Source organism: Synechococcus sp. RS9902 (genome assembly GCF_014279635.1).
Taxonomy (GTDB): Bacteria; Cyanobacteriota; Cyanobacteriia; order PCC-6307; family Cyanobiaceae; genus Parasynechococcus.
This window is the reverse complement of sequence record NZ_CP047949.1, coordinates 1,946,420-1,968,113: the sequence shown is the minus strand read 5'-3', so window position 1 is coordinate 1,968,113 and position 21,694 is coordinate 1,946,420. Positions and strand designations below refer to the sequence as shown.

26 protein-coding genes are annotated in these 21,694 nt (G+C 61.9%); 14 read left to right on the top strand and 12 right to left on the bottom strand.

From position 1 onward, the window contains the following. Nucleotides 1-34: 34 nt before the first annotated feature. Together SynRS9902_RS10830 and SynRS9902_RS10825 are read left to right on the top strand one after the other, a co-directional pair. Nucleotides 35-427 carry a phosphoribosyltransferase gene (locus tag SynRS9902_RS10830; RefSeq protein WP_186509118.1) on the top strand — a complete coding sequence of 131 codons (393 nt, stop codon included), beginning with the start codon at nucleotides 35-37 and terminating at the stop codon, nucleotides 425-427. Next, nucleotides 427-897 (top strand): nucleoside 2-deoxyribosyltransferase, encoded by a 471-nt coding sequence (locus tag SynRS9902_RS10825; RefSeq protein ID WP_186509117.1) that lies wholly within the window; start codon nucleotides 427-429, stop codon nucleotides 895-897. Before SynRS9902_RS10830 ends, SynRS9902_RS10825 begins: the two co-directional genes overlap by 1 nt. A gap of 72 nt (nucleotides 898-969) precedes the next feature. Here the strand turns inward: SynRS9902_RS10825 and SynRS9902_RS10820 are convergent, their stop codons facing one another. From SynRS9902_RS10820 to hemL, 3 genes are read right to left on the bottom strand one after another with little or no spacing between them, the layout of a single operon-like run. After that, nucleotides 970-1,389, bottom strand: a complete 420-nt coding sequence (locus SynRS9902_RS10820) for a cytidine deaminase (RefSeq protein WP_186509116.1) — start codon at nucleotides 1,387-1,389, stop codon at nucleotides 970-972. Next, nucleotides 1,364-1,828, bottom strand: coding sequence for a hypothetical protein (locus SynRS9902_RS10815; protein WP_255446122.1), 465 nt, complete (start codon nucleotides 1,826-1,828; stop codon nucleotides 1,364-1,366). The genes SynRS9902_RS10820 and SynRS9902_RS10815 overlap by 26 nt, the downstream gene beginning before the upstream one ends. Nucleotides 1,829-1,835: 7 nt before the next feature. Then, nucleotides 1,836-3,137 (bottom strand): glutamate-1-semialdehyde 2,1-aminomutase, encoded by a 1,302-nt coding sequence (gene hemL, locus SynRS9902_RS10810; protein ID WP_071823045.1) that lies wholly within the window; start codon nucleotides 3,135-3,137, stop codon nucleotides 1,836-1,838. A gap of 136 nt (nucleotides 3,138-3,273) precedes the next feature. Between hemL and SynRS9902_RS10805 the strand changes: the two genes are divergently transcribed. Continuing rightward, on the top strand, nucleotides 3,274-4,725 hold the full coding sequence (locus SynRS9902_RS10805; protein WP_186509115.1) for an FAD-linked oxidase C-terminal domain-containing protein: 1,452 nt from the start codon (nucleotides 3,274-3,276) through the stop codon (nucleotides 4,723-4,725). A 6-nt stretch (nucleotides 4,726-4,731) separates the two neighbouring features. On the opposite strand, the gene xth is transcribed toward SynRS9902_RS10805, so the two are convergent. Beyond that, complete coding sequence (xth, locus tag SynRS9902_RS10800; RefSeq protein WP_255446121.1) at nucleotides 4,732-5,595, bottom strand: exodeoxyribonuclease III; 864 nt, start codon at nucleotides 5,593-5,595, stop codon at nucleotides 4,732-4,734. A gap of 22 nt (nucleotides 5,596-5,617) precedes the next feature. Here xth and SynRS9902_RS10795 point away from each other — a divergent pair, with 22 nt between their 5' ends. Continuing rightward, nucleotides 5,618-5,902, top strand: a complete 285-nt coding sequence (locus SynRS9902_RS10795; protein ID WP_186509114.1) for a hypothetical protein — start codon at nucleotides 5,618-5,620, stop codon at nucleotides 5,900-5,902. Here SynRS9902_RS10795 and SynRS9902_RS10790 read toward each other — a convergent pair. Beyond that, on the bottom strand, nucleotides 5,868-6,680 hold the full coding sequence (locus tag SynRS9902_RS10790; RefSeq protein WP_255446120.1) for a lipopolysaccharide assembly protein LapB: 813 nt from the start codon (nucleotides 6,678-6,680) through the stop codon (nucleotides 5,868-5,870). The two genes, SynRS9902_RS10795 and SynRS9902_RS10790, sit on opposite strands and share 35 nt — an antisense overlap. A 93-nt stretch (nucleotides 6,681-6,773) precedes the next feature. Here SynRS9902_RS10790 and SynRS9902_RS10785 point away from each other — a divergent pair, with 93 nt between their 5' ends. The 5 genes from SynRS9902_RS10785 to SynRS9902_RS10765 are packed head-to-tail and all read left to right on the top strand — an operon-like array spanning nucleotide 6,774 to nucleotide 11,166. Next, a complete protein-coding gene (locus tag SynRS9902_RS10785; RefSeq protein WP_115081712.1) occupies nucleotides 6,774-7,394 on the top strand; it encodes a hypothetical protein in 621 nt (206 codons plus the stop codon). Beyond that, entirely contained in the window at nucleotides 7,394-8,041 is a 648-nt protein-coding gene (locus tag SynRS9902_RS10780; RefSeq protein WP_186509113.1) for a hypothetical protein, read from the top strand. Before SynRS9902_RS10785 ends, SynRS9902_RS10780 begins: the two co-directional genes overlap by 1 nt. Then, nucleotides 8,038-9,246, top strand: a complete 1,209-nt coding sequence (larC, locus tag SynRS9902_RS10775) for a nickel pincer cofactor biosynthesis protein LarC (RefSeq protein WP_186509112.1) — start codon at nucleotides 8,038-8,040, stop codon at nucleotides 9,244-9,246. Before SynRS9902_RS10780 ends, larC begins: the two co-directional genes overlap by 4 nt. Next, on the top strand, nucleotides 9,246-10,160 hold the full coding sequence (locus tag SynRS9902_RS10770) for a lysylphosphatidylglycerol synthase domain-containing protein (RefSeq protein WP_186509111.1): 915 nt from the start codon (nucleotides 9,246-9,248) through the stop codon (nucleotides 10,158-10,160). Before larC ends, SynRS9902_RS10770 begins: the two co-directional genes overlap by 1 nt. Before the next feature lie 13 nt (nucleotides 10,161-10,173). Further along, on the top strand, nucleotides 10,174-11,166 hold the full coding sequence (locus tag SynRS9902_RS10765) for a metallophosphoesterase (protein WP_370586301.1): 993 nt from the start codon (nucleotides 10,174-10,176) through the stop codon (nucleotides 11,164-11,166). Here SynRS9902_RS10765 and SynRS9902_RS10760 read toward each other — a convergent pair. Continuing rightward, nucleotides 11,143-12,636: an iron ABC transporter permease gene (locus tag SynRS9902_RS10760; RefSeq protein ID WP_186510629.1), complete on the bottom strand. Its 1,494-nt coding sequence runs from the start codon at nucleotides 12,634-12,636 to the stop codon at nucleotides 11,143-11,145. The genes SynRS9902_RS10765 and SynRS9902_RS10760 overlap by 24 nt on opposite strands. 265 nt (nucleotides 12,637-12,901) lie before the next feature. Here SynRS9902_RS10760 and SynRS9902_RS10755 point away from each other — a divergent pair, with 265 nt between their 5' ends. After that, nucleotides 12,902-13,972 carry an ABC transporter ATP-binding protein gene (locus SynRS9902_RS10755; RefSeq protein ID WP_186510628.1) on the top strand — a complete coding sequence of 357 codons (1,071 nt, stop codon included), beginning with the start codon at nucleotides 12,902-12,904 and terminating at the stop codon, nucleotides 13,970-13,972. A 47-nt stretch (nucleotides 13,973-14,019) separates the two neighbouring features. Here the strand turns inward: SynRS9902_RS10755 and SynRS9902_RS10750 are convergent, their stop codons facing one another. The 4 genes from SynRS9902_RS10750 to SynRS9902_RS10735 are packed head-to-tail and all read right to left on the bottom strand — an operon-like array spanning nucleotide 14,020 to nucleotide 16,371. Beyond that, on the bottom strand, nucleotides 14,020-14,166 hold the full coding sequence (locus SynRS9902_RS10750; RefSeq protein ID WP_255446118.1) for a hypothetical protein: 147 nt from the start codon (nucleotides 14,164-14,166) through the stop codon (nucleotides 14,020-14,022). A gap of 53 nt (nucleotides 14,167-14,219) precedes the next feature. Then, complete coding sequence (locus tag SynRS9902_RS10745; protein ID WP_186509109.1) at nucleotides 14,220-15,347, bottom strand: GTP-binding protein; 1,128 nt, start codon at nucleotides 15,345-15,347, stop codon at nucleotides 14,220-14,222. Nucleotides 15,348-15,366: 19 nt separating this feature from the next. After that, the gene (locus SynRS9902_RS10740; RefSeq protein WP_186509108.1) at nucleotides 15,367-15,657 is read right to left on the bottom strand and encodes a 4a-hydroxytetrahydrobiopterin dehydratase; all 291 of its coding nucleotides are present in this window, start codon (nucleotides 15,655-15,657) and stop codon (nucleotides 15,367-15,369) included. Between the two features lie 42 nt (nucleotides 15,658-15,699). Beyond that, entirely contained in the window at nucleotides 15,700-16,371 is a 672-nt protein-coding gene (locus tag SynRS9902_RS10735) for a secondary thiamine-phosphate synthase enzyme YjbQ (RefSeq protein WP_370586300.1), read from the bottom strand. Between SynRS9902_RS10735 and SynRS9902_RS10730 the strand changes: the two genes are divergently transcribed. The 3 genes from SynRS9902_RS10730 to SynRS9902_RS10720 all read left to right on the top strand — a co-directional run bounded on the left by SynRS9902_RS10730 (nucleotide 16,370) and on the right by SynRS9902_RS10720 (nucleotide 19,133). Then, nucleotides 16,370-16,777 carry a thiol-disulfide oxidoreductase DCC family protein gene (locus SynRS9902_RS10730; protein ID WP_115080782.1) on the top strand — a complete coding sequence of 136 codons (408 nt, stop codon included), beginning with the start codon at nucleotides 16,370-16,372 and terminating at the stop codon, nucleotides 16,775-16,777. The two genes, SynRS9902_RS10735 and SynRS9902_RS10730, sit on opposite strands and share 2 nt — an antisense overlap. A gap of 198 nt (nucleotides 16,778-16,975) precedes the next feature. Beyond that, the gene (locus SynRS9902_RS10725; RefSeq protein ID WP_186509107.1) at nucleotides 16,976-18,484 is read left to right on the top strand and encodes a carboxypeptidase M32; all 1,509 of its coding nucleotides are present in this window, start codon (nucleotides 16,976-16,978) and stop codon (nucleotides 18,482-18,484) included. A 61-nt stretch (nucleotides 18,485-18,545) separates the two neighbouring features. Then, on the top strand, nucleotides 18,546-19,133 hold the full coding sequence (locus tag SynRS9902_RS10720) for an inorganic diphosphatase (protein ID WP_114987983.1): 588 nt from the start codon (nucleotides 18,546-18,548) through the stop codon (nucleotides 19,131-19,133). 58 nt (nucleotides 19,134-19,191) lie between these two features. Here SynRS9902_RS10720 and SynRS9902_RS10715 read toward each other — a convergent pair whose 3' ends face one another. After that, nucleotides 19,192-20,112, bottom strand: a complete 921-nt coding sequence (locus SynRS9902_RS10715; protein WP_255446117.1) for a hypothetical protein — start codon at nucleotides 20,110-20,112, stop codon at nucleotides 19,192-19,194. Nucleotides 20,113-20,234: 122 nt separating this feature from the next. Here SynRS9902_RS10715 and SynRS9902_RS10710 point away from each other — a divergent pair, with 122 nt between their 5' ends. Continuing rightward, the gene (locus SynRS9902_RS10710) at nucleotides 20,235-20,723 is read left to right on the top strand and encodes a L,D-transpeptidase (protein ID WP_255446116.1); all 489 of its coding nucleotides are present in this window, start codon (nucleotides 20,235-20,237) and stop codon (nucleotides 20,721-20,723) included. Here SynRS9902_RS10710 and hemC read toward each other — a convergent pair whose 3' ends face one another. Beyond that, nucleotides 20,724-21,677 (bottom strand): hydroxymethylbilane synthase, encoded by a 954-nt coding sequence (hemC, locus tag SynRS9902_RS10705; protein WP_186509105.1) that lies wholly within the window; start codon nucleotides 21,675-21,677, stop codon nucleotides 20,724-20,726. Nucleotides 21,678-21,694: the final 17 nt, after the last annotated feature.

The window sequence follows — 21,694 nt, the reverse complement described above, 5'->3', positions numbered from 1 at the left end:
GGGCATCACAGCGTGGATGTGTCATTCTCCGGCTATGCAGGTACTGAGCTGGGCCCAATTTGATCAAGCGGTGCAGCAATTGGCTTCACGCTTTGCTGACTCTGCGGTGACCGGTGTTTATGGAGTCCCCCGGGGAGGGCTGTGCCTTGCCGTAGCGCTCAGCCATGCCATCGATCGTCCCCTCCTCTCAGCACCCGAGCAAGCAGCGCTGATTGTGGATGATGTCTATGAAACGGGACGCACTTTGCAGACATTGAAAGCTGAGGTGCCGCAGGCGTCCTTTGCGGTTTGGGTCAGCAAGGGTCGTCCTGATTGGTGGACGGCAGCCGTGGTTGCTGAGTCGTCGGAATGGCTGGTGTTCCCTTGGGAAAACCTTGAGCAGGCCCGTGCCGATGAGCAGGCGTACCGCGCCTCCCGAGGCCTGTGATGAACAACAGCGCACGCACCATTTATCTGGCGTCTCCGTACGGCTTTTCTGAGCAGTGGAAGCGGCTGTTGTTGCCGGAGTTCATCGCAGCATTGGAAGCCCTTGGGTTGGAGGTCTGGGAGCCCTTTGCTCGCAATGGTCAGGTGAATCTGGCGAAACCGGGATGGGCCTATCGCGTCGCGCAGCGGGATCTGCAGGATGTGCGTGATGCCGATGCGCTGTTCGCCATCGTGAATGGAACGCCTCCCGATGAGGGGGTCATGGTGGAGCTTGGTGCCGCCATTGCCCTGGGTAAACCCACCTTCCTGTTTCGGGATGATTTCCGCAGGTGCACCGATTCCGAGCAGTATCCGCTCAACTTGATGGTGTTTGCCGGCCTCCCTGAACGGGAATGGCAGAAGTACGTCTACAGCGATGTATTTGACATCACTGATCCCGACAAAGCCTTGGCCTGTTGGGCGCGATCCTGATGTTCGGTTGAATCGTGGTCTTTTGATGCTGCTCACTCTTGGATGAGCGCTTCAAGGCTGTGATGGTGATGATCAGTTGATGTTTGGTTGCCTCAGTTCAAAGGGAGCAGGAAGAAGTTGCTCGAGTTGCCTTGTGCCCACACCATCGATGCTCACCTTGGCCTTGCTTGGCAGCAGTTCCTGCATCACCTGACGGCAGGCTCCGCATGGCATCTGGGACCCTGGGGCAGCATCGCTCTGGGCATCGATGCAGCTCACGGCCAGTTCAATCGGTTGTTTGCCTTGGCTGATCGCCGTGAAAAGGGCGACCCGCTCTGCACAGATGCTCAGGCCATAACTGGCATTTTCCACATTGCAGCCGTCGATCACACTGCCGTCATCACACCGCACTGCAGCCCCCACGTGGAAGTTTGAGTAGGGGCAATGGGCACGTTCGGCGGCCCGGCGCGCTCGCGCCAGTAAACACTCAGCGTTGTTCTCGGCAGGAGCCATGGGCCGTTTCCAAAAGGCTGCTCAGGGTTTTTGTCCCAGCTGATTGGGTCAGCCGGGATTGCTGGCTGAGTTCGAATCTCTTTTGGGAATCAATGACCAGATCTCCGCTGACAGCGACACGACTCTCATGGGCAGGACTGCTGGAGGCGCCGGAGTCATTGAATGTGAGCGCTCCTAACGGGGCTTCGTAGGACCAGTGATAGGTCATGCGAGAGCCCGTGATCTGTTCAACACCGGAACTGCTGAAGCGCTCCACCAAGGGGGTGAGTCTGCTGTCGATCACCGTTTCTGGTTCAATCGCAGGGTTTTCACCCCGCTCAACCCGAAAATGCTGCTGCTCGAGCTGTCGGATGCCTGCAATCGGGCGGCCAGACCACCGGGCCTCCACGGTCTGAATGGTGCAGACCAGTGCAGGTGGAGGTGGTGCTGAGGCCAGCACGGAATGATCAGGCCACAGCCGCGAAGCTTTCGCGGAAGGCGTTGATCGTCGCTTCGATGTCGGCGTCGGAGTGAGCCAGGGACGTGAAACCCGCTTCGAACGCTGATGGTGCGAGGTAGATGCCCCGCTCGAGCATGGCGCGATGCAGTTTGCCGAAGCGTTCCGAATCCGTGCTCTTGGCTTCTTCGAAGTTGCGCACGGGGCCTTCGCAGAGGAAGAAACCGAACATGGCGCTGACGCTGGCCGCTGTGATCGGCATGCCAGCGGATTGGGCGGCGTCCTTGATGCCTGCCACCAGCTTCTGGGTTGTGGCCGTCAGCTTCTCGTAGGTGCCGGGCTGCTTGAGCAGTTCCAGGGTCTTGATGCCGGCGGTCATCGCCAGGGGGTTTCCACTGAGGGTTCCGGCCTGATACATGGGCCCAGCCGGGGCCACCATTCCCATGATGTCGGCGCGGCCGCCGTAGGCGCCCACAGGAAGGCCGCCACCGATCACCTTGCCCATGGTCGTGAGATCTGGGGTGACGCCGAAATGTGCCTGGGCACCGCCGTAGCTGATCCGGAAGCCGGTCATCACCTCGTCAAACACCAGCAGAGCGCCGTGCTCTTTGGTGAGTTCCCGCAAACCTTCAAGGAAGCCGGGTTCCGGTTGAATGAAGCCGGCGTTGCCGACGATCGGCTCGAGGATCACGCCCGCGATGGCGTCGGGGTTCTCGGCGAAAAGGGCCTTAACGGCTTCGAGGTCGTTGTAAGGCGCCGTGAGGGTGTTGGCCGTGGTGCTGCGCGGGACACCGGGGGAGTCCGGCAGGCCGAGTGTGGCCACACCGGAACCGGCTTTCACCAGGAACATGTCCGCATGGCCGTGATAGCAGCCCTCGAACTTGATCACCTTGTCGCGGCCGGTGTAGGCACGGATCAGGCGCAACACAGCCATGCAGGCCTCGGTGCCGCTGTTGACGAAGCGCACCATCTCAACGCTGGGTACAGCGTCGATCACCATTTCGGCCAGGGTGTTTTCCAGGGCACAAGGTGCTCCGAAGCTGGTGCCCTTCTCGATCGCTTCCTGCAGTGCTGCGATCACCTCGGGGTGAGCGTGGCCGCAGATGGCCGGTCCCCAGCTGCCTATGTAGTCGATGTACTTATTGCCATCCACGTCCCAGGCATAGGGACCCTTCACCCGATCGAACACGATCGGCTGACCGCCAACCGACTTGAACGCCCGCACAGGGGAGCTGACACCTCCGGGCATCAGGGCCTGTGCTGCGCCGAAGATGGCCTGGGAGTGGCTGGTGTTCAACGCGGGAGCTGTCACTGGAACCGACGCCAAAGGGCTGATGCAAACCGTGCAACATCCTGACTCAGGAACGACCGGTTCCGTTTGCTGTGTTTCTTAATTGCCCACTTCTCACGCATTTTGATGCGTAGTCTTTGATCAGATCGAGATCGATGTGGCCCACGACTGGTCAGTGCTGGAGAGGGATCTGCGCCGATGTCTGCCCCCTCGGGCCATCGTGGCGAAGCGTCAGGAACTGCTTAGTTACGACTGTGACGGACTGACGCTTGAGCGCCACTGTCCGCCCCTGGCGGTGCTGCCGGAGACCACCGAGCAGGTCGCTGCGGTGTTGCAGTGCTGCCATCAACACGGTGTGCCGTTTGTGGCCCGTGGAAGCGGCACCGGCCTCTCGGGGGGAGCGTTGGTGGATCAGCAGGCGCTTCTGGTGGTGACCAGTCGCATGCGTCGGGTGCTCGACCTTGATCTGGCCAATCAGCGGGTCACGGTGCAGCCCGGGGTCATCAACAGCTGGGTGACGCGCGCCGTTGCAGGAGACGGGTTCTATTACGCCCCGGATCCCTCCAGCCAGGTGGTTTGCAGCATCGGCGGAAATGTGGCGGAAAATTCGGGCGGGGTGCACTGCCTCAAATACGGCGTGACCAGCAATCACGTTCTGGAACTTGAGGTGGTCCTGCCCGACGGAACCATCACGCAGTTGGGCAACGGGCTGGCCGAATCCTCCGAACTGGACCTACGTGGTGCGTTCATCGGCAGCGAAGGAACGCTGGGCATCGCGACGGCCATCACCCTTCGCCTGCTTCGGGCTCCGGAGTGCGTGAACGTGCTGTTGGCGGATTTCGCCACGATGGAAGCGGCAGGGGAAGCGGTGCGATCGGTCACCGCGAGCGGTCTCCTGCCGGCGGGGATGGAAATCATGGACAACGTCACCATCAACGCCGTCAATGATTTCTTCGGCTACGACGAGTACCCCCGTGATGCAGCGGCCGTTCTGCTGATTGAGCTTGATGGGCAGGAGGCTGAGGTTCAGGCCTCTTCTGAGCGGGCCGAGGTGCTTTGTCGCGCGGCAGGAGCCCGTGGGCTGCGGCGGGCCCAAGACCCCACGGAATGCGCGGTGCTCTGGAAAGGCCGCAAATCTGCGTTTTCAGCGGTGGGAAAAATCACGCCGACGTATTACGTGCAAGACGGTGTCGTTCCCCGCAGCAGCCTTCCGTCGGTGCTTGCGGCGATTGAACGGCTCAGCCAGGAGCACGGCCTGCCGGTGGCCAATGTTTTCCATGCCGGCGATGGCAACCTTCATCCACTGATCCTGTATTCACTGGACCAGCCCAATGTGGAGCGGAGCGTGAAGGAGCTCGGTGCCGCCATCCTGCGGGTGTGTCTTGATGCTGGTGGCAGCATCAGCGGAGAGCACGGCGTCGGCGCCGACAAGCGCTGCTACCTCGACTGGATGTTCAGCTCGGACGACCTGGAAACGATGGGGCTGTTGCGGTCTGCCTTTGATCCAGACAACCGTGCGAATCCCGGCAAGGTGCTGCCCACACCGCGGACCTGCGGTGAATCGGCCAAACGGATGGTGACGCTGCCCGCCGGCGTTGAGATCTACTGAACAGGGTCAGAAGAACGGTTCATCCCCGTCGTCGTCGGTTGGAGGCCAGTCCAGGTCAACGCTGACAGGGGCGTGGTCGCTGGGTTGTTGGTTGCCGCGCATGCCCTTGTGGATGACGCAGCTGCGGGCGAGTCCCAGCAGCTCGTCGCACAGATAGATGTGGTCGATGCGCCAACCGCGGTCCCGATCCCAGGCACCGCTGCGGTAATCCCACCAGCTCCAGTGACCGGAGTCCGGTTCGAACACGCGGAACACGTCCTTAAGCCGTTCACCGAGGGCGTCACGAAGGGCCTGGCGTTCGGCATCGCTCGCCATGATTCCGCCTGTCTGGCGGTCGGGGTCAGGAAGATCGCGTGCTTCGAGGCCGATGTTGAAGTCGCCGACCATGCAGAGCGGCTCTCCGCGTTGCTCCTGAGCATCGAGATAACGCTTCAGGCAGCCGAGCCAGGCCAATTTGTAGGGGTATTTCTCCGACTTCAGGCTTGATCCATTCGGGACATAAAGGTTGAGCACGCGAACGCCATTCAGCAGTGCGCTGATCACGCGCTTCTGCGCGCCGAGCTCGTTCGCCTCCGCATCATCCGGGAGCTCCCCGACAAAGCCGCAACGCACATCCTCCAAGGGCTCGCGGCTGATCAGGGCGACGCCGTTGTAGGCCTTCTGGCCATGGATGTGCACGTGCCAACCAGCAGATTTGAAGGCTTCCAGCGGGAACAGGGGGTCATCCACCTTGGTTTCCTGGAGACAGAGCAGATCCGGTTGCTCGCTCTCCAGCCAGCTGAGCACCTGATCCAATCGTGTGCGGACCGAGTTCACGTTCCAGGTGGCGATCTGCACGGCTGATCCAGTGGCGTCAAAGACCCTTAGCATCGGCCAACTCCGGATTCCGCTGATGTCTCGCCGTCTTGCGGCTGTCGCTCAGGCTCTGCTGTCTTTCCTGGTGGTGATGACGGTTCCGATGGGTGCAGGGGCCCAGGTTGAAGCTCCCTTTCAGAACCGCGAGGAACGCGAGATCTACGGCGACACCAACGGCAGCGGCTCAATTCTGGATGCCGCCAACCCCATGGATTTGTTGAACCAGATCCGACGGGCGACGGCCATGGACGACGCCACGCCTCCCTCCGATGCCATTGATGCTGCCCTCAAGGCCTATCAGAACCCTCCAGCGACGCCGTAGCGCTGGAGGGTTCTGATCCGGTGCTGCGGGCTGCGCTCAATCCCAGCTGTGCTGCCACAACATCGATCAAAGGATCGATCCTTCCGTTGGCGTTCCGCCTTTCTCGGGCCTGCTTGAGCAGGGTTTGAACAGCCTCCGAATTGCCTTGCTCTTGCCGCAATAGGGCCAAGGCCAGCAGGGGCCTTGCATCTGTCTTGTTCTCCGTGGCCAGTTGGCCGTACAACCTCATCGCGGTCTGGTCGGATCCGCTTTGTCGCAGCAGATCAGCCAAAAGCAAACCGATCTCCAAACGCTGGCCAGGTTCCAGGCCCTTGAACCGGGCCGTGAGCTCTGCTGTCACCTGACGCTGACGTCCCTGCTTTTGGTCCAGGAGCACCAGCAGCTGCAGAACCTCCAGATCATTCGGATGCAGCCGCAGCAGATGTTGGAGGCTGCGTCGGGCGGCCTCGGGCTGGCCATTGCGACGTTGCAGATCGGCTTTGAACAGGGTGAGTTCGCGCGGCGTCGAGCGGCCAGACAGCAACGGTTGCAGCACCACTTCGGCCTCTTGCAGGCGCTCCAGTGTCACCAAGCGTTCCAACAGCAGGCCTCGTTTGGCTTCACTGACTTCCTCCTGGTTCTGGAGCTGTTGCATCAGCAGCTCAACCTGCAGATCTTCAGCCTGGCGAGTGCTGCGCGCTCGCGTTTCCGGAGCCATGGAGGCCGCGGCGACCCAACCGACCAGTGCAGCCCCCACAATGGACGCCAGCAGCAACAGAATCCGGCGCGGGCTGGGCATCCGATCTCGAATCAGCCACTTCAGTCTGAGGAGATTGCAGTGGGCTGGCTACAGTCTTTAGAAGGGCTTTTGACTCCGCCCGGTTCAGCATCAATGCGCGCCCATCCGATTCCCCCGGTCACAGAGCCGTTGCAGTACCGGGCCATCGGTCTTGTGCGCGGCACTTACGCCCCAACCGACCCCGAGCAACTCACCCGTGGCACCTTGACCGATGCCCAGGGGGTCCCCCTGGAAACCGTCGTGCTCGGTCGTGTGCTCACCCTGATGCGGCGGCATCTGCCCCTGGATCAACCTCACCTTTGGGTCGTGTATCCCAGAAGCCGTGAAAGTGATCATCTGCATCTGCAGATCGCTGGGGTCTGGGAACCCAGCACCCTGGCTCCAGACCAAGCCGATGCCTCCGACACCCTGCCGGAAGGGGACGACTTCTTTTCCGTTCGAGGCGAGTTGATCTTCACCAAGCCGGAAACCGGCGAAATGGTGGTGAAGGTGCGGCAGCAGGCCCGTGCCGACGGCCACCGTCCACTTCCCTTCAAGCTCCAGATCAAGGGAGAGCTCCCTCTCGAAAACCTGCGTCACTTCGTCAGCCTTGACCTGCGCCGCCAGGGCCAGGAACTGCACCTCGAAAATCACGACGTGATTGCTCCGATGCCGACGCGTGGCGGCAAATCCAAGGGAGGTCGTGGCCGTGCCACCTCCCGCGCTCGCAGCTGATGGCCGAGGGGGGGCAGGGCTCCACGGGGGCACTTCGGGCCGGCATTGCCGTTGCCGGCATCACTGCCCTCGGCGCTTTTGGTCCTGCCCTGGGTCTGTCTGCTGCCTGGATCGTTGTGGGGGTTGGGGGTGCCCTGGTCACCCTCAGCGTTGATGCCGCCACCTGGGAAGGCATGGGCGGGCACATCCTTGCCGAAGCTTTGCCCGGTGGGCAGGAGCGTCTGCATCGGATTGCGGTGCATGAGGCGGGCCATGTTCTGATCGCGGAAGCGGAGCAACTTCCGGTTCAGCAGGTGCTGGTGGGAACCCTGGCCTGCGTGCGTGCAGGACTGCGCAGCAGCGGCGCCACGGAGTTCGCCGTGCCGGACAGCGTCCGCATGCCGCTTGAGGATCTACGCCGTTGGAGCCGGGTGCTTCAGGCCGGCATCGCTGCTGAGACCGTGGTTTTCGGCAAGGCCCGTGGTGGGGCCGATGACCGCGCTTTGCTGGGACGGCTTTGGGGACTGTCGGGCCATGACGTGGCCACCGCCCAGCGGGAGCAGCGCCGCGCCCGGAGGGAGATTGAGCAGCAGTTGCGTCAGCAGCGGGAGGTGCTTGATCAGCAGGCCGTTGTTCTGTTGGAGGCGGCTCCGCGTCTAGGGCGATGAGCGCGCTTTGGATTGATGCACCAACAGGGTTGGCAGGGGACATGCTCCTGGCCGCACTGTTGGATCTGGGTGTGGACCAGGCCGTGGTGGAGTCGCCTCTGGCGGCCCTCGGTTTGACGGGGCGCTATCGCCTCACCCAGCAGGAGGCGCGCAGTGCTGGTCTCCGAGGCATCCGCGTTGATGTGGAGGGTCTTGAGGATCAGCCGCCCCACCGCCATTGGTCGGGGATCCGTGATCAGATCAATGCAGCTGCTCTAGCGCCATCGCTGAAGCAACGGGTGCTCGCCGTGTTCACCCGTCTGGCGGAAGCCGAAGCCACCGTGCATGGAACTCCGGTGGAGGCCGTTCACTTCCATGAGGTTGGAGCCATCGATGCCCTCGTGGATGTGGTGGGTGTCTGTGCGGCGATTGACGACCTCAATCCAGCCAGGATCGTCTGTTCTCCGTTGCCTGCGGGGAGCGGAACGGTGGCAACCGCCCATGGCCTGTTGCCCGTGCCCGTGCCCGCCGTGCTTGAACTGGCACGACGTCACCGCATTCCTCTGCTTCAGGGCGGAGATCTGCCCACAGGTGAGTTGGTGACACCCACGGGCCTAGCCCTGGTGTCGGTTCTGGTAGATCAGTTTGTCGCTCCTGAACGCATGGTGGCTGACAAGGTTGGTGTTGGCCTCGGCCACCGCCAACTGGATCGCCCCAACCTGGTGCGCCTTGTGCTGCACACCCCAGCCGTTACTGCGGAGGAAGGTCCCCGTTGGGAGTCATTGGTGGTGCAGGAAGCCTGGATCGATGACGCCACTCCAGAGGAGATTGCGGTGTTGATGAATCGCTTGCGTGATGCGGGAGCGATTGATGTGGCGGTGCAGCCGTTGCTGATGAAAAAGGGCCGCAGTGGTCAGTTGCTCACGGCGCTGGTGCGGGATGGGGATGCCGATCAGCTCCGCAGCCTCTGGCTCAGTGCTGGCAGCAGCATCGGCCTGCGGGAGCGGCGCCAGGGACGCTGGGTGTTGCCGAGGCGGCAGGGTGTGCTCGAAACCCCCTGGGGTCCCGTCGCCGCCAAACAGGTGCGTCGCCCCGATGGCCGTTGCACCGTCAAAGCCGAGGCGGATGCCCTTGAGGCTCTTCAGGCCAGCACGGGGTGTTCCTTTGATGAGCTGCGGGCTGCTGTTGCAGTAGCGCCGTTCGTCAGCACGGACGATTGGGCCTGATGGGCAAGGTTCTCCGGCAACCCAAGCTCTGGATCACGCTGGCCAGCCTGATCTTCATCGCTGTGGCTTTGGCCCAGCAGGCGGGCCAACTTCGCCAGCTGAGCTTGGTGGCCAACGGTTGGTGGTGGCTGGTGCTGGGGCTGGGCCTCACCTGGCTCAGCATCCTGATCAATGGTTTGGCCTGGCGCGACCTTCTGATCTGGTTGAGACATCCTCCCCAGGGGGTTGCGGTGGTGCCGCTGTTTGTGCGGAGCAACCTTCTCAAGTACCTGCCGGGAGGGATCTGGCATCTGGTGGAGCGGGTCCGCGTGCTGCGTCCGGCGATTGGCGGCGGCCCTGCCCTGGCTGGGGTGATCCTTGATCCACTCCTGATCGTGGCGGCGTCCGTTCTTGTTGTGGTTGCTGGTGGATGGCAGCAGGGCCTTGCCCTGCTGGCTCCGTGGCCCGCGCTGTTGATGATGTCCCGCTGGCGCGAGCCCCTTCTGCGTCGACTGGAGCGTTCCAAGGCAGCGCAATTGCAGTCGGTTGGAAGTGGGCCCCTGGAAAGTGAGGGAAGCGGCCGCGGCGGCTATCCCTGGCGGCCCCTCAGCCTTCAGCTGCTGTTTGTGGTCTGCCGCTTTGCCGGGTTCTGGTGCAGCGTGCAGGCCTTTGGCATTCAAAGTCCGGCACCGTTCACCTGGCTTGCGGCCTTTGGTCTGGCCTATGCCGTTGGGCTGGTGGTGCCTGGTGCCCCCGGGGGGCTCGGGGTGTTTGAGGCCACCCTGCTGCTGCGTTTGGGTGCTGCCGTACCAGAGGCGCAGTTGCTCGCGGTGGTTCTCAGCTACCGACTCCTCTCCACCCTGGCTGATGTTGTTGCCAGCGGGGCCCTGGTGGCCGATCGGATGCTGGGCCAACGTTTGAAACGCCACCGCTGACCCCCGTGCTGTTGTGTTGCTGAGTCGTCGACGGATGCTGCAGTTGGTGCTTGGCACCGGTTTTACGGCAGCGGCCCTGCCCTTGAGCGCCGCCAGGGGAGCTGTTCAACGGGTTGGGCTGATCAGCGATCTCAACAGCAGCTATGGCTCCACCCGCTACATCCCTGCCGTGGATCAAGGGCTGGATCAGCTCATTGGCCTGCAGCCGGATCTGGTGGTGTGTGCTGGCGACATGGTCGCGGGTCAGATGCGAGGCCTCACGGGTCAACAGCTGGATGCCATGTGGCGGGGCTTTGAGACTTCGGTTCTGCAGCGGCTTCAGGCGGCGAAGATTCCACTGCTGCCAGCGATCGGGAACCATGACGGTTCACCGGGTTTCCCCATGGATCGTGCTGCTGTGGGTCGGTTCTGGACCCCGATCCGTTCACGAATGGGATTGGTGTTTGTGGATGCCTCGCAGTTCCCGTTTCGCTACTCGGTGCTGCAGGACGGGATCTTCTGGCTGGTCTGGGATGCCAGCTCAGCCCGTGTTCCTGAGGATCAGCTGATCTGGGCACAACAGCAGTTGGCCAGCATCGAGGCACAAAAAGCTCGTGCTCGGTTTGTGGTGGGTCATCTCCCCCTGGCTGGGGTTGGTCTGGGCAAGGATCGCCCCGGTGAGGTGTTGGAGCGGGGAGGTGCACTTCAGGCCTTGATGGATGCCGCCGGCGTGCAGGCCTACATCAGTGGTCATCACCACACCTGGTTCTCCAGCCGTCGTGGCCAGCTTGATCTGATCCAGCTCGGTGCCTTGGGCAGTGGCCCCCGGCGCCTGTTGCGTGGTGAAGCGCCAGCACAGCAGACCTTCACCTTGTTGAAGATCGATGGGGGCAGGGGCACCCTGCGGGAGACCACCTACGCCGTGTCCACGGGACGGCCGATCTCCTGGTCAACACTCCCGCTCCGTCTCAACACCCGTGCTGGCTTGCTCCAGCGCAACGCATCAGAGCGGTTGCTGCGGGGGTGACGAGCCCTCTCGTCTGGAGGCGTGATCCAGGGTTGGCACCAAGGCCATGGCGGCGACCAGCCCCAGAACGAGGATCATCAGGGCCGGCAACATCGCTTCGGCCAGCCGTTCATCGCCGGCGTACTGGAACACGCGCACCGAGAGCGTGTCGAAGTCAAAAGGCCGCAGGGCAAAGGTGAGGGGAAGCTCTTTCACCGTGTCCACAAACACCAGAAGCAGTCCGACGGTGATCGGTCCGCGCAAGAGGGGGAGATGCACGCGTTGGAGCACGCGCTGCCACGGTGATCCCATCCCCGTCGCCGCCTCATCGAGGCTCGGGCTGATCCGTTCCAGGGCTGCATCCAGGCCTCCTTTCGCCACCGCCAGAAATCGATCGCTGTAGCCCCACAGCAGCAGGAGCAAGGGGGCGACCTGCCAGGGGGCGCCCGTGAGCAAAAGGGCCAGAGCCAAGACGGTGCCGGGGATGGCGTACCCCGTTCCGGCCAGGAAGGTGAGGCTTTTCAGCCATGGGGCGCTGGACCAGCGTTTGGCGATGGCCAGCACCAGCGCTGCCGTTACCGCCAAAACAGCAGCGACCAGAGCCAGCAAAAGACTGCGGCCGCTCAGACTGATCAGATCTTCGTTCCAGCTGGTTTGGAGCTGATCCAAGTTGCTGGCGGCCCACAGCAGTGGGGTTCCCAGGCTCACAATCGGAGGGATCACGGCGAGCAGTTGCGCCACCCCAGCGCGGAATCCATGCAGGTGCCAAGCGGTTGCATCCCCGCCGGCCACGCCATCGCTCCAGCGCCGACTGCGCCTGCGCAGGCTGCGTTCACACACCACCAACGTCAACACGATCACCAGCGTGATCAAGGCCAAGCTGATGGCGCCTGCGGGATCGCCGTTGGACTGCCAGGTTTCCAGGATGCCCGCGGAGAGACTTGGGATGCCGAGCAGCTGCACGGCACCCAGCTCATTGACCACTTCCATGCCCATGAGAGCGACGCCGGCTCCGATCGCGGGCAGTGCAATGGGCAAGGCCACACGCCGGAAGGCTGACCAGGGACCAACCCCCAGGCTCCGGCATGCCTCCAGCTGACGCTGACCGCTGACGGAGAAACTTTCCGTGCTCAACAGGAACACATAGGGGTAGGTCGTCAGTGCCATCACAGCAATGCCCCACCCCATGCCGTGAATGGTCCAGCTGTGGCGACTGCCCAGATCAACGAGGATCGCCGAAAGGAGATAGGCCGGCGTTGCCAGGGGAATCAGCTGGGCGATGCGTAGCCATGCCCGACCGGGAAAACGGCAGTTGCACAGCAGCCAACCGTTCGCAGTACCAAGCAAGGTGCCCAGCGTTGCTGTTCCGAGCAGCAGCTGGATGGTGCCAACGATCTGGCGCATGCCATCGGGGCCAAGATCGCTGAAGCCGCTGTGCAAAGACGTCAGGGCCTCCCTTACCAGCGTCAACACCGGCCAGATCGCAACCATGCCAGTGATGGAGGCGATCAGGATCAGGGCCAGCCGGGTTGGGCTTGGAACAACACTCCGGTTGGGCAGCAACTTCACTTCAGCGATGGGCCGGACACCGTTGTCGCGACGTGGTGTTGCGACATTGCCATGGAACGAGTCTGGCGATGAACGATGGGGATCTGATTCAGGGCGTGCAAACCGCACACCGGCTTCGATCATTTGTCACACTCATAAGCTCGGTCGGTTCCCAAGCTTCATCTGATCTGTGGAACAGCTGCTCCCGATGGAGCCAACGGTTGCTTTAAACGGGGTCTGGCACAGCTACGGCGATGCCTCTGACGGCTGGACCCTGAAGGGGGTGGATCTTCAGGTGGCGCCAGGGGAGCTGCTAGGCCTGTTGGGCCCCTCCGGCTGTGGCAAGACAACCCTGCTTCGCTTGATTGCCGGCTTCGAACGCCCCCGGCGCGGCACGGTGCAGTTGGATCAGCGCATGGTGGCTGGAGATGGGATCTGGATGGAACCGGAACGTCGGGGCGTTGGCATGGTGTTCCAGGATTACGCCCTTTTCCCTCACCTGAACGCTTGGCAGAACGCCAGTTTCGGTTTGCCCCGGCGGAATCCCAACCGTGAGCGCGTGGCCTGGTTGTTTGCGTTGCTGGGGCTGAAGGGGCTCGAGCAGCGTTACCCGCACCAGCTCTCCGGTGGCCAGCGGCAGCGGCTGGCGTTGGCACGCGCTCTGGCCCCAGCGCCCAGGGTGGTTCTGCTTGATGAGCCTTTTTCAAGCCTGGATGTGGAGGTGAGGCTCCGCCTGCGCAGTGAGCTCTCCTCCGTACTGGACGCCTGCGGTGCGAGCGGCGTGATCGTCACCCATGATCCCGGAGAAGCTCTGGCGATTTGCGATCGCGTTGCCGTCATGCGGGATGGTGTGCTGCATCAATGTGCATCGCCCCCCGAGATCGTGAGGTCACCGGCGACGCCTTTTGTTGGATCCTTTGTGCTTCAGCGCAATTTGATTCCAGTGCAGGCCCATGGCCAAGGCCAGTTGTCCTGTCTCCTGGGAGACCTGGATGCATCGGCCCCATGGGTCCAGGCGGACCGCGAAGCCTCCGGTGACTGTTGTGTGCTCGTGGATCCGCACGACATCACTGTCGTCGCCGATGCCGAAGGAGAGGCCAGCGTGCTGGGCCGTGAATTTCTGGGGGATGCTTGGGAGTACCGAATCCGTGTCGCGGATGTGCTGGTGCGCGCCCACTGTCCGATCGAACAGGAGCATCCTCCCCACACCCGTTGTCGCCTCAGCTTCAGGGATGGGGCCAGAGTCACGCTGCTTCCGCTTGGTCAGGCGTCGGCATAAAAAATCCCCCGCCGCAGCGAAGGATTGAGGAAAAAGAATTGAAAGCTTCAGCGTTGGTGATGACGCACCGGGATGGGCACAAGCACCGGCTGGCGTAGGCCGCCACCGCCGTTGTCATCATCGGAATCAGCCAGAAGCCACAGCAGCAGGCTGGCGAGAACGAATACCGCTCCGAGCAGCAGTGGTTCGACCATTGAGGTTTCTCCCATGGCACGCACAATAAGCACCATTCCCTGGTTTTGCTGAATCAGCTGAAACCTTTTCCTGCATCTGGCGCCACACAGGCCTTGAGTTGCTTCCGCAGGGTGGTGTGGTCGATGTCGCGGCCGATCAGCACCAATTGATTCTTGCGATCACCGGTCCAGTCGGTGTCGTCGATGGAAAAGCGTTTGCCCGCCAAATGGAACACATGGCGGCGTTCGCTTTCGTTGAACCAGAGGATTCCCTTGGCTCGGAACACCTCCTGGGGCATCTGGTTGTCGAGGAAGTTCTGGAACTTGCGCAATGCGAAGGGCCCATCACTCTGGAACGACAGGGAGGTGAATCCCTCGATGTCCTGATGGTCACCGTGCTCATGGCTGTGGTGATGGTGTCCGTGGTCATGACCGTCCCCATGGTTGTGGGCATGACCGTGATCGTGCCCATGGCTGTGATCGTGTTCATGACCGTGATCGTGGTCATGGCTGCAGTGGCCATGGTCGTGGTCGCAGTCGCTGTGATCCAGGCTCGGATCGTCGGCAGGGGAACTCACCTTGTCGGATTCGAAGAGTCCGACGCTGAGCAGCAGGGCAAGAGGCACCTCTCCTTTCACCGACCGCAGGATCCGCGCATCGTTCTTGACGGCTCTGAGTTGCTGTTCGACGGTCTCAAGCCGCTCCTCGGAGACGAGGTCGCACTTGTTCAGCAGCAGGATATCGCCGTAAATCACCTGGGACCGGCCAACTTCCGTGTCTAGAACGACGTCGTCGAAGTTTTCTGCATCGATCAAGGTGATGATCGAATCCAGGCGGGTTTGGTCCCGCAGCTCACTGCCAAGGAAGGTCATGGCCACCGGCAGGGGATCGGCCAGACCGGTGGTTTCGACGACGATGTAATCGAGCGGTTCTGGGCGTTCAATCACCCGTTCCACCGCCTCCATCAGCTCGCCGTTGATCGAGCAGCAGATGCAACCGTTGCTCAGCTCCACCATGTCTTCACCGGTGGTGACGACCAGATCGTTGTCGATCCCGATTTCACCGAACTCATTCACCAGCACCGCGGTCTTCACCCCCTGCTGATTGCTCAGGATGTGATTCAGCAGCGTCGTTTTCCCCGCTCCGAGGAAGCCGCTGAGAATGGTGACCGGGACGCCTGGACTGGCTGGTGCGGTGGTCATGCGCAAGGACCCACTCGACTCATGCTGGCAGCAGAGCGTCAATGGCGCTGGCCAGCTCCACATCCAGGCTGCTGAGGCCGCCGAGATCATGGGTGGTCAGGTCGATTGAAACGCGGTTGTAGACGTTGCTCCAGTTCGGATGGTGATTTTTGGATTCGGCCAGCAAGGCCACCTGTGCCATGAATCCAAAGGCTTCCACGAAGCTTTTGAACTGCAGATCGCGGTGCAGCCTGTCTCCGTTCACAACCCAATTGGGCAGGGTTGTGCTGAGTGCCGACTTCTGGGCGGAATCGAGAGGTTCAACTGGCATGGAAGCCCTGAATCACCCCTCCATCGTGGCTGGAGCAGGTTGTCAGTCGCTCAGGTCATGCAATCGATCAATCATCAGATCGGTGTCGGTATCGATGCCGTCGTCGGTTTCCCAGGCGTTCGGGTTGTGTCGGGCCTGAATGGCTTGATTGATCCGTTCGCCATTGCGGAGGCTCAACAGGGTTTTCGGCGTGGCTGAAGTGGTCTGCGTGGTGCTTTCAGGGGTGGGGCGGCTGGAGGATTCACCGAACAGGTGGCAGGCGATCGTTCTGGTGTGAGCAGCGCTGCGGTGCTCCCAGAGGTAAACGGCTTGCCAGGTGCCCAGGAGCAGTTGCCCCCTGCTGACGCTCAGGTTCAGGGTTTGGCTGGTGAGCGCGGTTCGGATGTGGGCCGGCATGTCATCAGCTCCTTCGTCGTCATGGAGATAACGGCGGTGTTCTGGAACGGCATCGGCCATCCATGCATCCAGGTCCTGCAGCACCCGTGGATCGGCATTCTCGTTGATGGTGAGGCTGGCGCTGGTGTGCAAGCAGGTGAGATGCAGAACGCCCTGGTCCAGCCCCGTGCTGCGGATCCAGGTGTTCAACCGCCCCTCCAGTCGGGTGAATCCTCTTCCCGGGGTTTGAACTGTGATCTGATGCAGGATCTGCTGCACGCCCACCGCTCTCCAGCGTTCTTTCCTTACTTTGCGTGCTGCAGCACCGTCTGAGTCCATGGCCAGCCCATCTGCCCCCGATCTGACCCTGCTGTTTGACGGAGGTTGTCCGTTGTGTGTGCGCGAAGTTCGCTTTCTGCAGCGGCGTGACCGTCAGGCCCGGCTGGCTTTTGTCGACATCGATGCCTCTGATTACGACGCAGCGGCCCATGCCGGCATCAGTTACCGGGTGGCAATGGGCCGCATTCATGCCATCACAGGCTCCGGGGAGGTGCTGCGGGATGTGGCCGTCTTCCGTGAGGCGTATCGCCTGATTGGTCTGGGGTGGCTTTACGCACCGACCCGCTGGCCCTTGATCGGCAGCGTGGTCGATTGGGTCTATGGGATTTGGGCCGCCAGGCGGCTTCAGATCACCGGGCGCGCCGACCTTGAGACCCTCTGCCAAGGCCGCTGTGAGCTGAACTGACCCGTTCCTATCGAACGGTCTGCGGTTGTCGGTAGATCAGCTTGAGCGGCCAGAGAGCCATGGGCAGGGCGATCCCCAGGGCCACCTGCAGCATCAATCGGCGCATGGGTCCAGAACGTCTGAACCGCTTAACCATGGCCTGCATCGCTGCTTCGATGCCAGTCCAGGTGTCGTTAGGGTGATGGAAAAGGGGGCGAGATGGCTTCTGCCGCAACGGCTTGGGGGCAGCTGGGAGCCCATCTGAGAGAGACGCAGCTGCTCGGCTCGATACAGAGCACCCTGTACTGGGACCAGAACACCCGCATGCCCTCTGCTGGGGCGTCCTGGCGGGGTGAGCAGCTCACGCTGCTGGCGACCCAGCTTCATGCTCGTCAGAGCTCTGCCGCCTATGCGGATCTGCTGGCCGAAGCGCGTCAGCACTGGAATTCCGCTGAGCGATGCCCTGAACAGGGCCGCAATCTGGATCTGCTGGAACAGGACCTGCAGCGGCAGCAGTCCCTCGATCCAGCCCTCGTCGCCGCCTTGGCCAAGGCCAAGGCCGACGGCTACGACCGGTGGCAGCAGGCTCGATCGGCTTCTGATTTCAGCCTCTTCGCACCGGCGCTTCAGACCCTGATTGATTTGCGTCAGGAGCAGGCCAAACAGCTGGATGAGCCTCGCTCCTGTTGGGAAACCCTGGCGCAACCCTTCGAACCGGATCTACGTCTGGAGCGTCTCGAGGCCTTGTTTGCTCCCCTGCGGCAACGGTTGCCGCAATTGGTTGCTCAGGCATCCACCCGGCCACGCCCACGATCAGCGGACTGGGATCTCGATGAGTCCAGCCAGCAAGATCTCTGTGATGAGCTGCTCGGTGCCTGGGGCCGTAATCCCGCCATCACCTGCATGGCGCGATCACCTCACCCCTTTTCGATCACGCTGGGACCGGCGGATTACCGCATCACCACGCGTGTGGTGCCAGGCCAGCCGTTGTCGTGTTTCCTCGCCACGGCCCACGAATGGGGCCATTCCCTCTACGAGCAGGGGTTGCCGGACCAGAGCCACCAATGGTTTGCCTGGCCCCTGGGACAGGCCACCTCGATGGCGGTTCATGAAAGTCAGTCGCTGTTCTGGGAGAACCGTGTTGCCCGGAGCCGTCCGTTCGCAGAGCAGTGGTGGAAGCGTTTTGCGCAGGTGGGGGCTCCCTTCAGCGCCGCCCAGGACATGTGGCAGGCGATGAATCCGATGGCGCCTGGTTTGAACCGGGTGGAGGCTGATGAACTCAGCTATGGCCTGCACATCCTGATCCGCACGTATCTCGAGATTGCCCTGCTGGAGCAGGGTTTGGCGGTGAACGATCTCCCAGACGAATGGAACCGGCGCTATCAGGAACTCCTGGGGGTGCGGCCGATGAACGATGCCGAGGGATGCCTTCAAGATGTGCACTGGAGTGAAGGCCTGTTTGGCTATTTCCCCTCGTATCTGTTGGGGCACCTGATTAGTGCGCAGTTGAGCGAAGCGATGGCGGAGGCCATCGGGTCTCCGGAGGAGCATGTGGAGCGCGGCGATGTCACGCCCTTGCTGGCTTGGCTGCGTGAGCACGTTCACCCGCTCGGACGCAGTGTGAATGCCGATCAACTGGTGGACAGGGTCACCGGTCGGCCCCTGAGCACCGATGCCTTCCTTGACTACCTGGAGAACAAGCTTGATCGGCTGCAACCGACCCCCTAGCCGTATGCAACTCGACGGGTGGAGGGGCCCGTAGGATGCGCCGCGCTGTCCATCGCCGTTTATGGCCAACCTCGATCAGGCACCCAGCCGCAGCATGCCCAACCTGTTGCACGTGCTGCCGGCCTTCGCTGATGAAGCCGAACTTCGTCTCAACACGATCGTGGAGCTCAACTCCAACACGATCAATAAGTACGAACTGATCACAGAAACCGGCCATCTGAAGCTGGACCGCGTTGGTTACTCCTCGCTGGCTTACCCCTTCGCCTACGGATGCATTCCCCGCACCTGGGATGAAGATGGCGATCCCCTCGACATCGAAATCGTTGGTGTCACCGAGCCCCTGATTCCCGGTTCGATTGTGGAAGCCCGCATCATCGGCGTGATGACCTTCGACGACGGTGGTGAAGTCGACGACAAGGTGATCGCTGTTCTTGCCGACGACAAGCGCATGGATCACATCAAGAGCTGGGAAGATCTCGGTGAGCACTGGAAGAAAGAGACCACCTACTATTGGGAGCACTACAAGGATCTGAAGAAGCCTGGCACCTGCTCGGTGAACGGTTTCTTCGGCACAGAAAAGGCCGTTGAGATCATCAAGAGCTGCGAGGCTCGCTACATGGCTGAGATTGATCCCAAGTTGGTCGACTGAACGCGTCGGCCATCGATTGCTGATCAGGCGGGGGAGATCCCCCGCCTTTTTTGATGGCTCAGCGTTGGAACATGTTCACCAGGACGGCGCGGCGCGCCTGGGGGTGTTGGGGGTGGCCGCAGTGGGCACCGCGCTGCGAGGAGAGCACCATGTCGCCTGCCTTGGCAAACAGAGCAATGGCCTCAGAACCCTGCAGCTGACTGAATTCAAACGGCCCAAGCCCGTTTTGTTTGTTGAAGCGGGCGTTGCGCCACCAGAGCCGCCGTCGACGTTGGGACCTGGGCACGAAGCAATAGGGCCCATCGGCCAGTGATTGCACTTCACTGAGGTACACGAAGGATTTGAACTTCAGGGAGCGTCCGTCGCAGTGGTAGCTGCGCGTGTCTTGCACGCCTCGGTTGAGGTAGAGGTTGCGGCATTTCACCCGCATTCGATTGAAGCTGCTCAACAAGAGCAACCGCTGAATCACCGATTCCTGCAGGCAGGCCTGGATGTTCCGGTTGAGGCTGTCCGAGAGGCGCTCGGGATGGAAGATGTCGATCATTCCCGCATCGCTACCGCTGCGTCCATCGGGCCGCTTAACCCGGTAGTTGATGACCGACCGATCGGCGTCGCGGAACTGGTTGTAGCCCTTCAGCACACGCTGATCAGGAAGATTGAGATAGGCCAGGGATGCAAGGCGGGCGTGCTCGCCTGATTCGATTTCCTCGAGCAGTCGGCCGACATCGCTGTTGATCGACGCGATCAGCTCAGCAGGCGCTGCCTCCCGTAGACAGATGATCCCCTGCCGGCGCAGCGTCAAGGCCGCAGTCAGGAAGGTTCTGCGGTTGCTGATCAGGTCGCCGAAGCGAAAGCTGATGGATTCAACCTCCTGGCTGAGGGCCTTGCCTTCGAGCAGGGTTGGCCGCGCGGTTGCGATCGCCGTGGAGGTCAACAGGGAGAGGAGAAGTTTGGAGAAGGGTACCGCTGGACCGCTCATCTCGTTCTTGAGACCGAAGAGATCCTGAAGATTCAGCCTCAAAGCCATTACTGCTGTTTTTTCTCGCAGCAATGAATGCGTTGAGACTAGTGGGTCTTGCGCGTCTCATGAAGTGGTCATTGATGCCAGCGCTGTTGGCTGGCCTGTTGGCGGGGTCTGCTGCTCCATGCCTTGCTGCTGAACCTGTTGAGCTGGCCTTGCGGAAACCCGCTTATGAGTCACGCATCGTGCTTGACCTCAGCAAGCGACAGATCACCCTCTTGCGGGGCGAGCAGCAGCTTGGGGCCTGGCCTGTGGCGATCGGAGATCCCAAAACACCCACTCCAAAAGGGGAATTCGCCATCCTCAACAAGAGGGTTAATCCGATCTATGTGACCCACAAGTCGGGTCAGCGGCGGGAGCTGCGCGGACCCAGCAGTCCGATTGGTGACCGCTACATGGCTTTTCACCGCAATGGCCGCGGCGAGTTTGGGATCCATGGAACGGCGTGGCCGCACTGGGTTCAGATTCGTGCTGCCGTCAGCCTGGGCTGCGTGCGCATGCTCAACAGCCACATCCGGCAGCTGTTTGATGCTGTGGATGTGGGAACACGCTTGGAAATTCGCAGTTGATCAGGCTTCCGGGCGGACGGTCTCGAAGATCTCTTTGAGGATCTCGCCAGCACCCTGGACTTTGAGGGTGTTGGCGAGAGCGATGCCGATGGCTTCGGCGTCGCTTGCTGCGCCACTGGCCTGGTCGCGGATCAGACGTTTGCCATCAAGGCTGGCCACCATCCCGGTGAGGATCAGTTGATCACCTTCGAAGCGGGTGTTCACGCCGATGGGTACCTGGCATCCACCTTCCAGTTCCCGCAGGAAAGCGCGTTCGGCCAGGCAGCGCTGGGAGGTGGGGGTGTGCTCCAGCACTTTGATCGCCTCAAGCACTTCGGGCTTGCCCTCCACGCATTCAATCCCGAGGGCGCCCTGACCAACAGCATGCAGAGAGATGTCGCCTGGGATCAGCTGGTGGATCCGATCGCCGAAGCCAAGCCGGCCCAGGCCTGCCGCAGCCAGGATCAGGCAGTCGTAATCGCCGCTGTCCAATTTCTCCAGCCGGGTGATCACGTTCCCCCGAACGTCCTTGAAGATCAGGTGGGGGTAGTGGTGACGCAGCTGAGCCAGGCGGCGCAGGGAACTCGTCCCCACCACTGAGCCTTCGGGAAGGGTGTCGAGCTTGTAGGCCTGGTTCTTGGCATTCACCACCAAGGCATCGGCCGGGTCTTCCCGTTCGGTGATGCAGCCGAGCATCAGCCCCTCTGGAAGGTTGGTGGGCAGGTCTTTCAGCGAGTGGACGGCGATGTCCGCGCGGTCCACCAGCATCTGGGCTTCCAGTTCCTTGGTGAACAGGCCTTTGTCGCCGATCTTGGCCAGGGCGACGTCCAGGATCTTGTCGCCCTGGGTGGCCATGGCCTCCACAGTGATCTTCAGGCCTGGATGAGCCTTCTCCAGTTCTGCCTTGACCCAGTTGGTTTGCACCATGGCCAGCTGGCTGCGTCGTGAGGCGATGCGCAGTTCGGTGAGGGCCATGGAAAGGGCGAATCAGC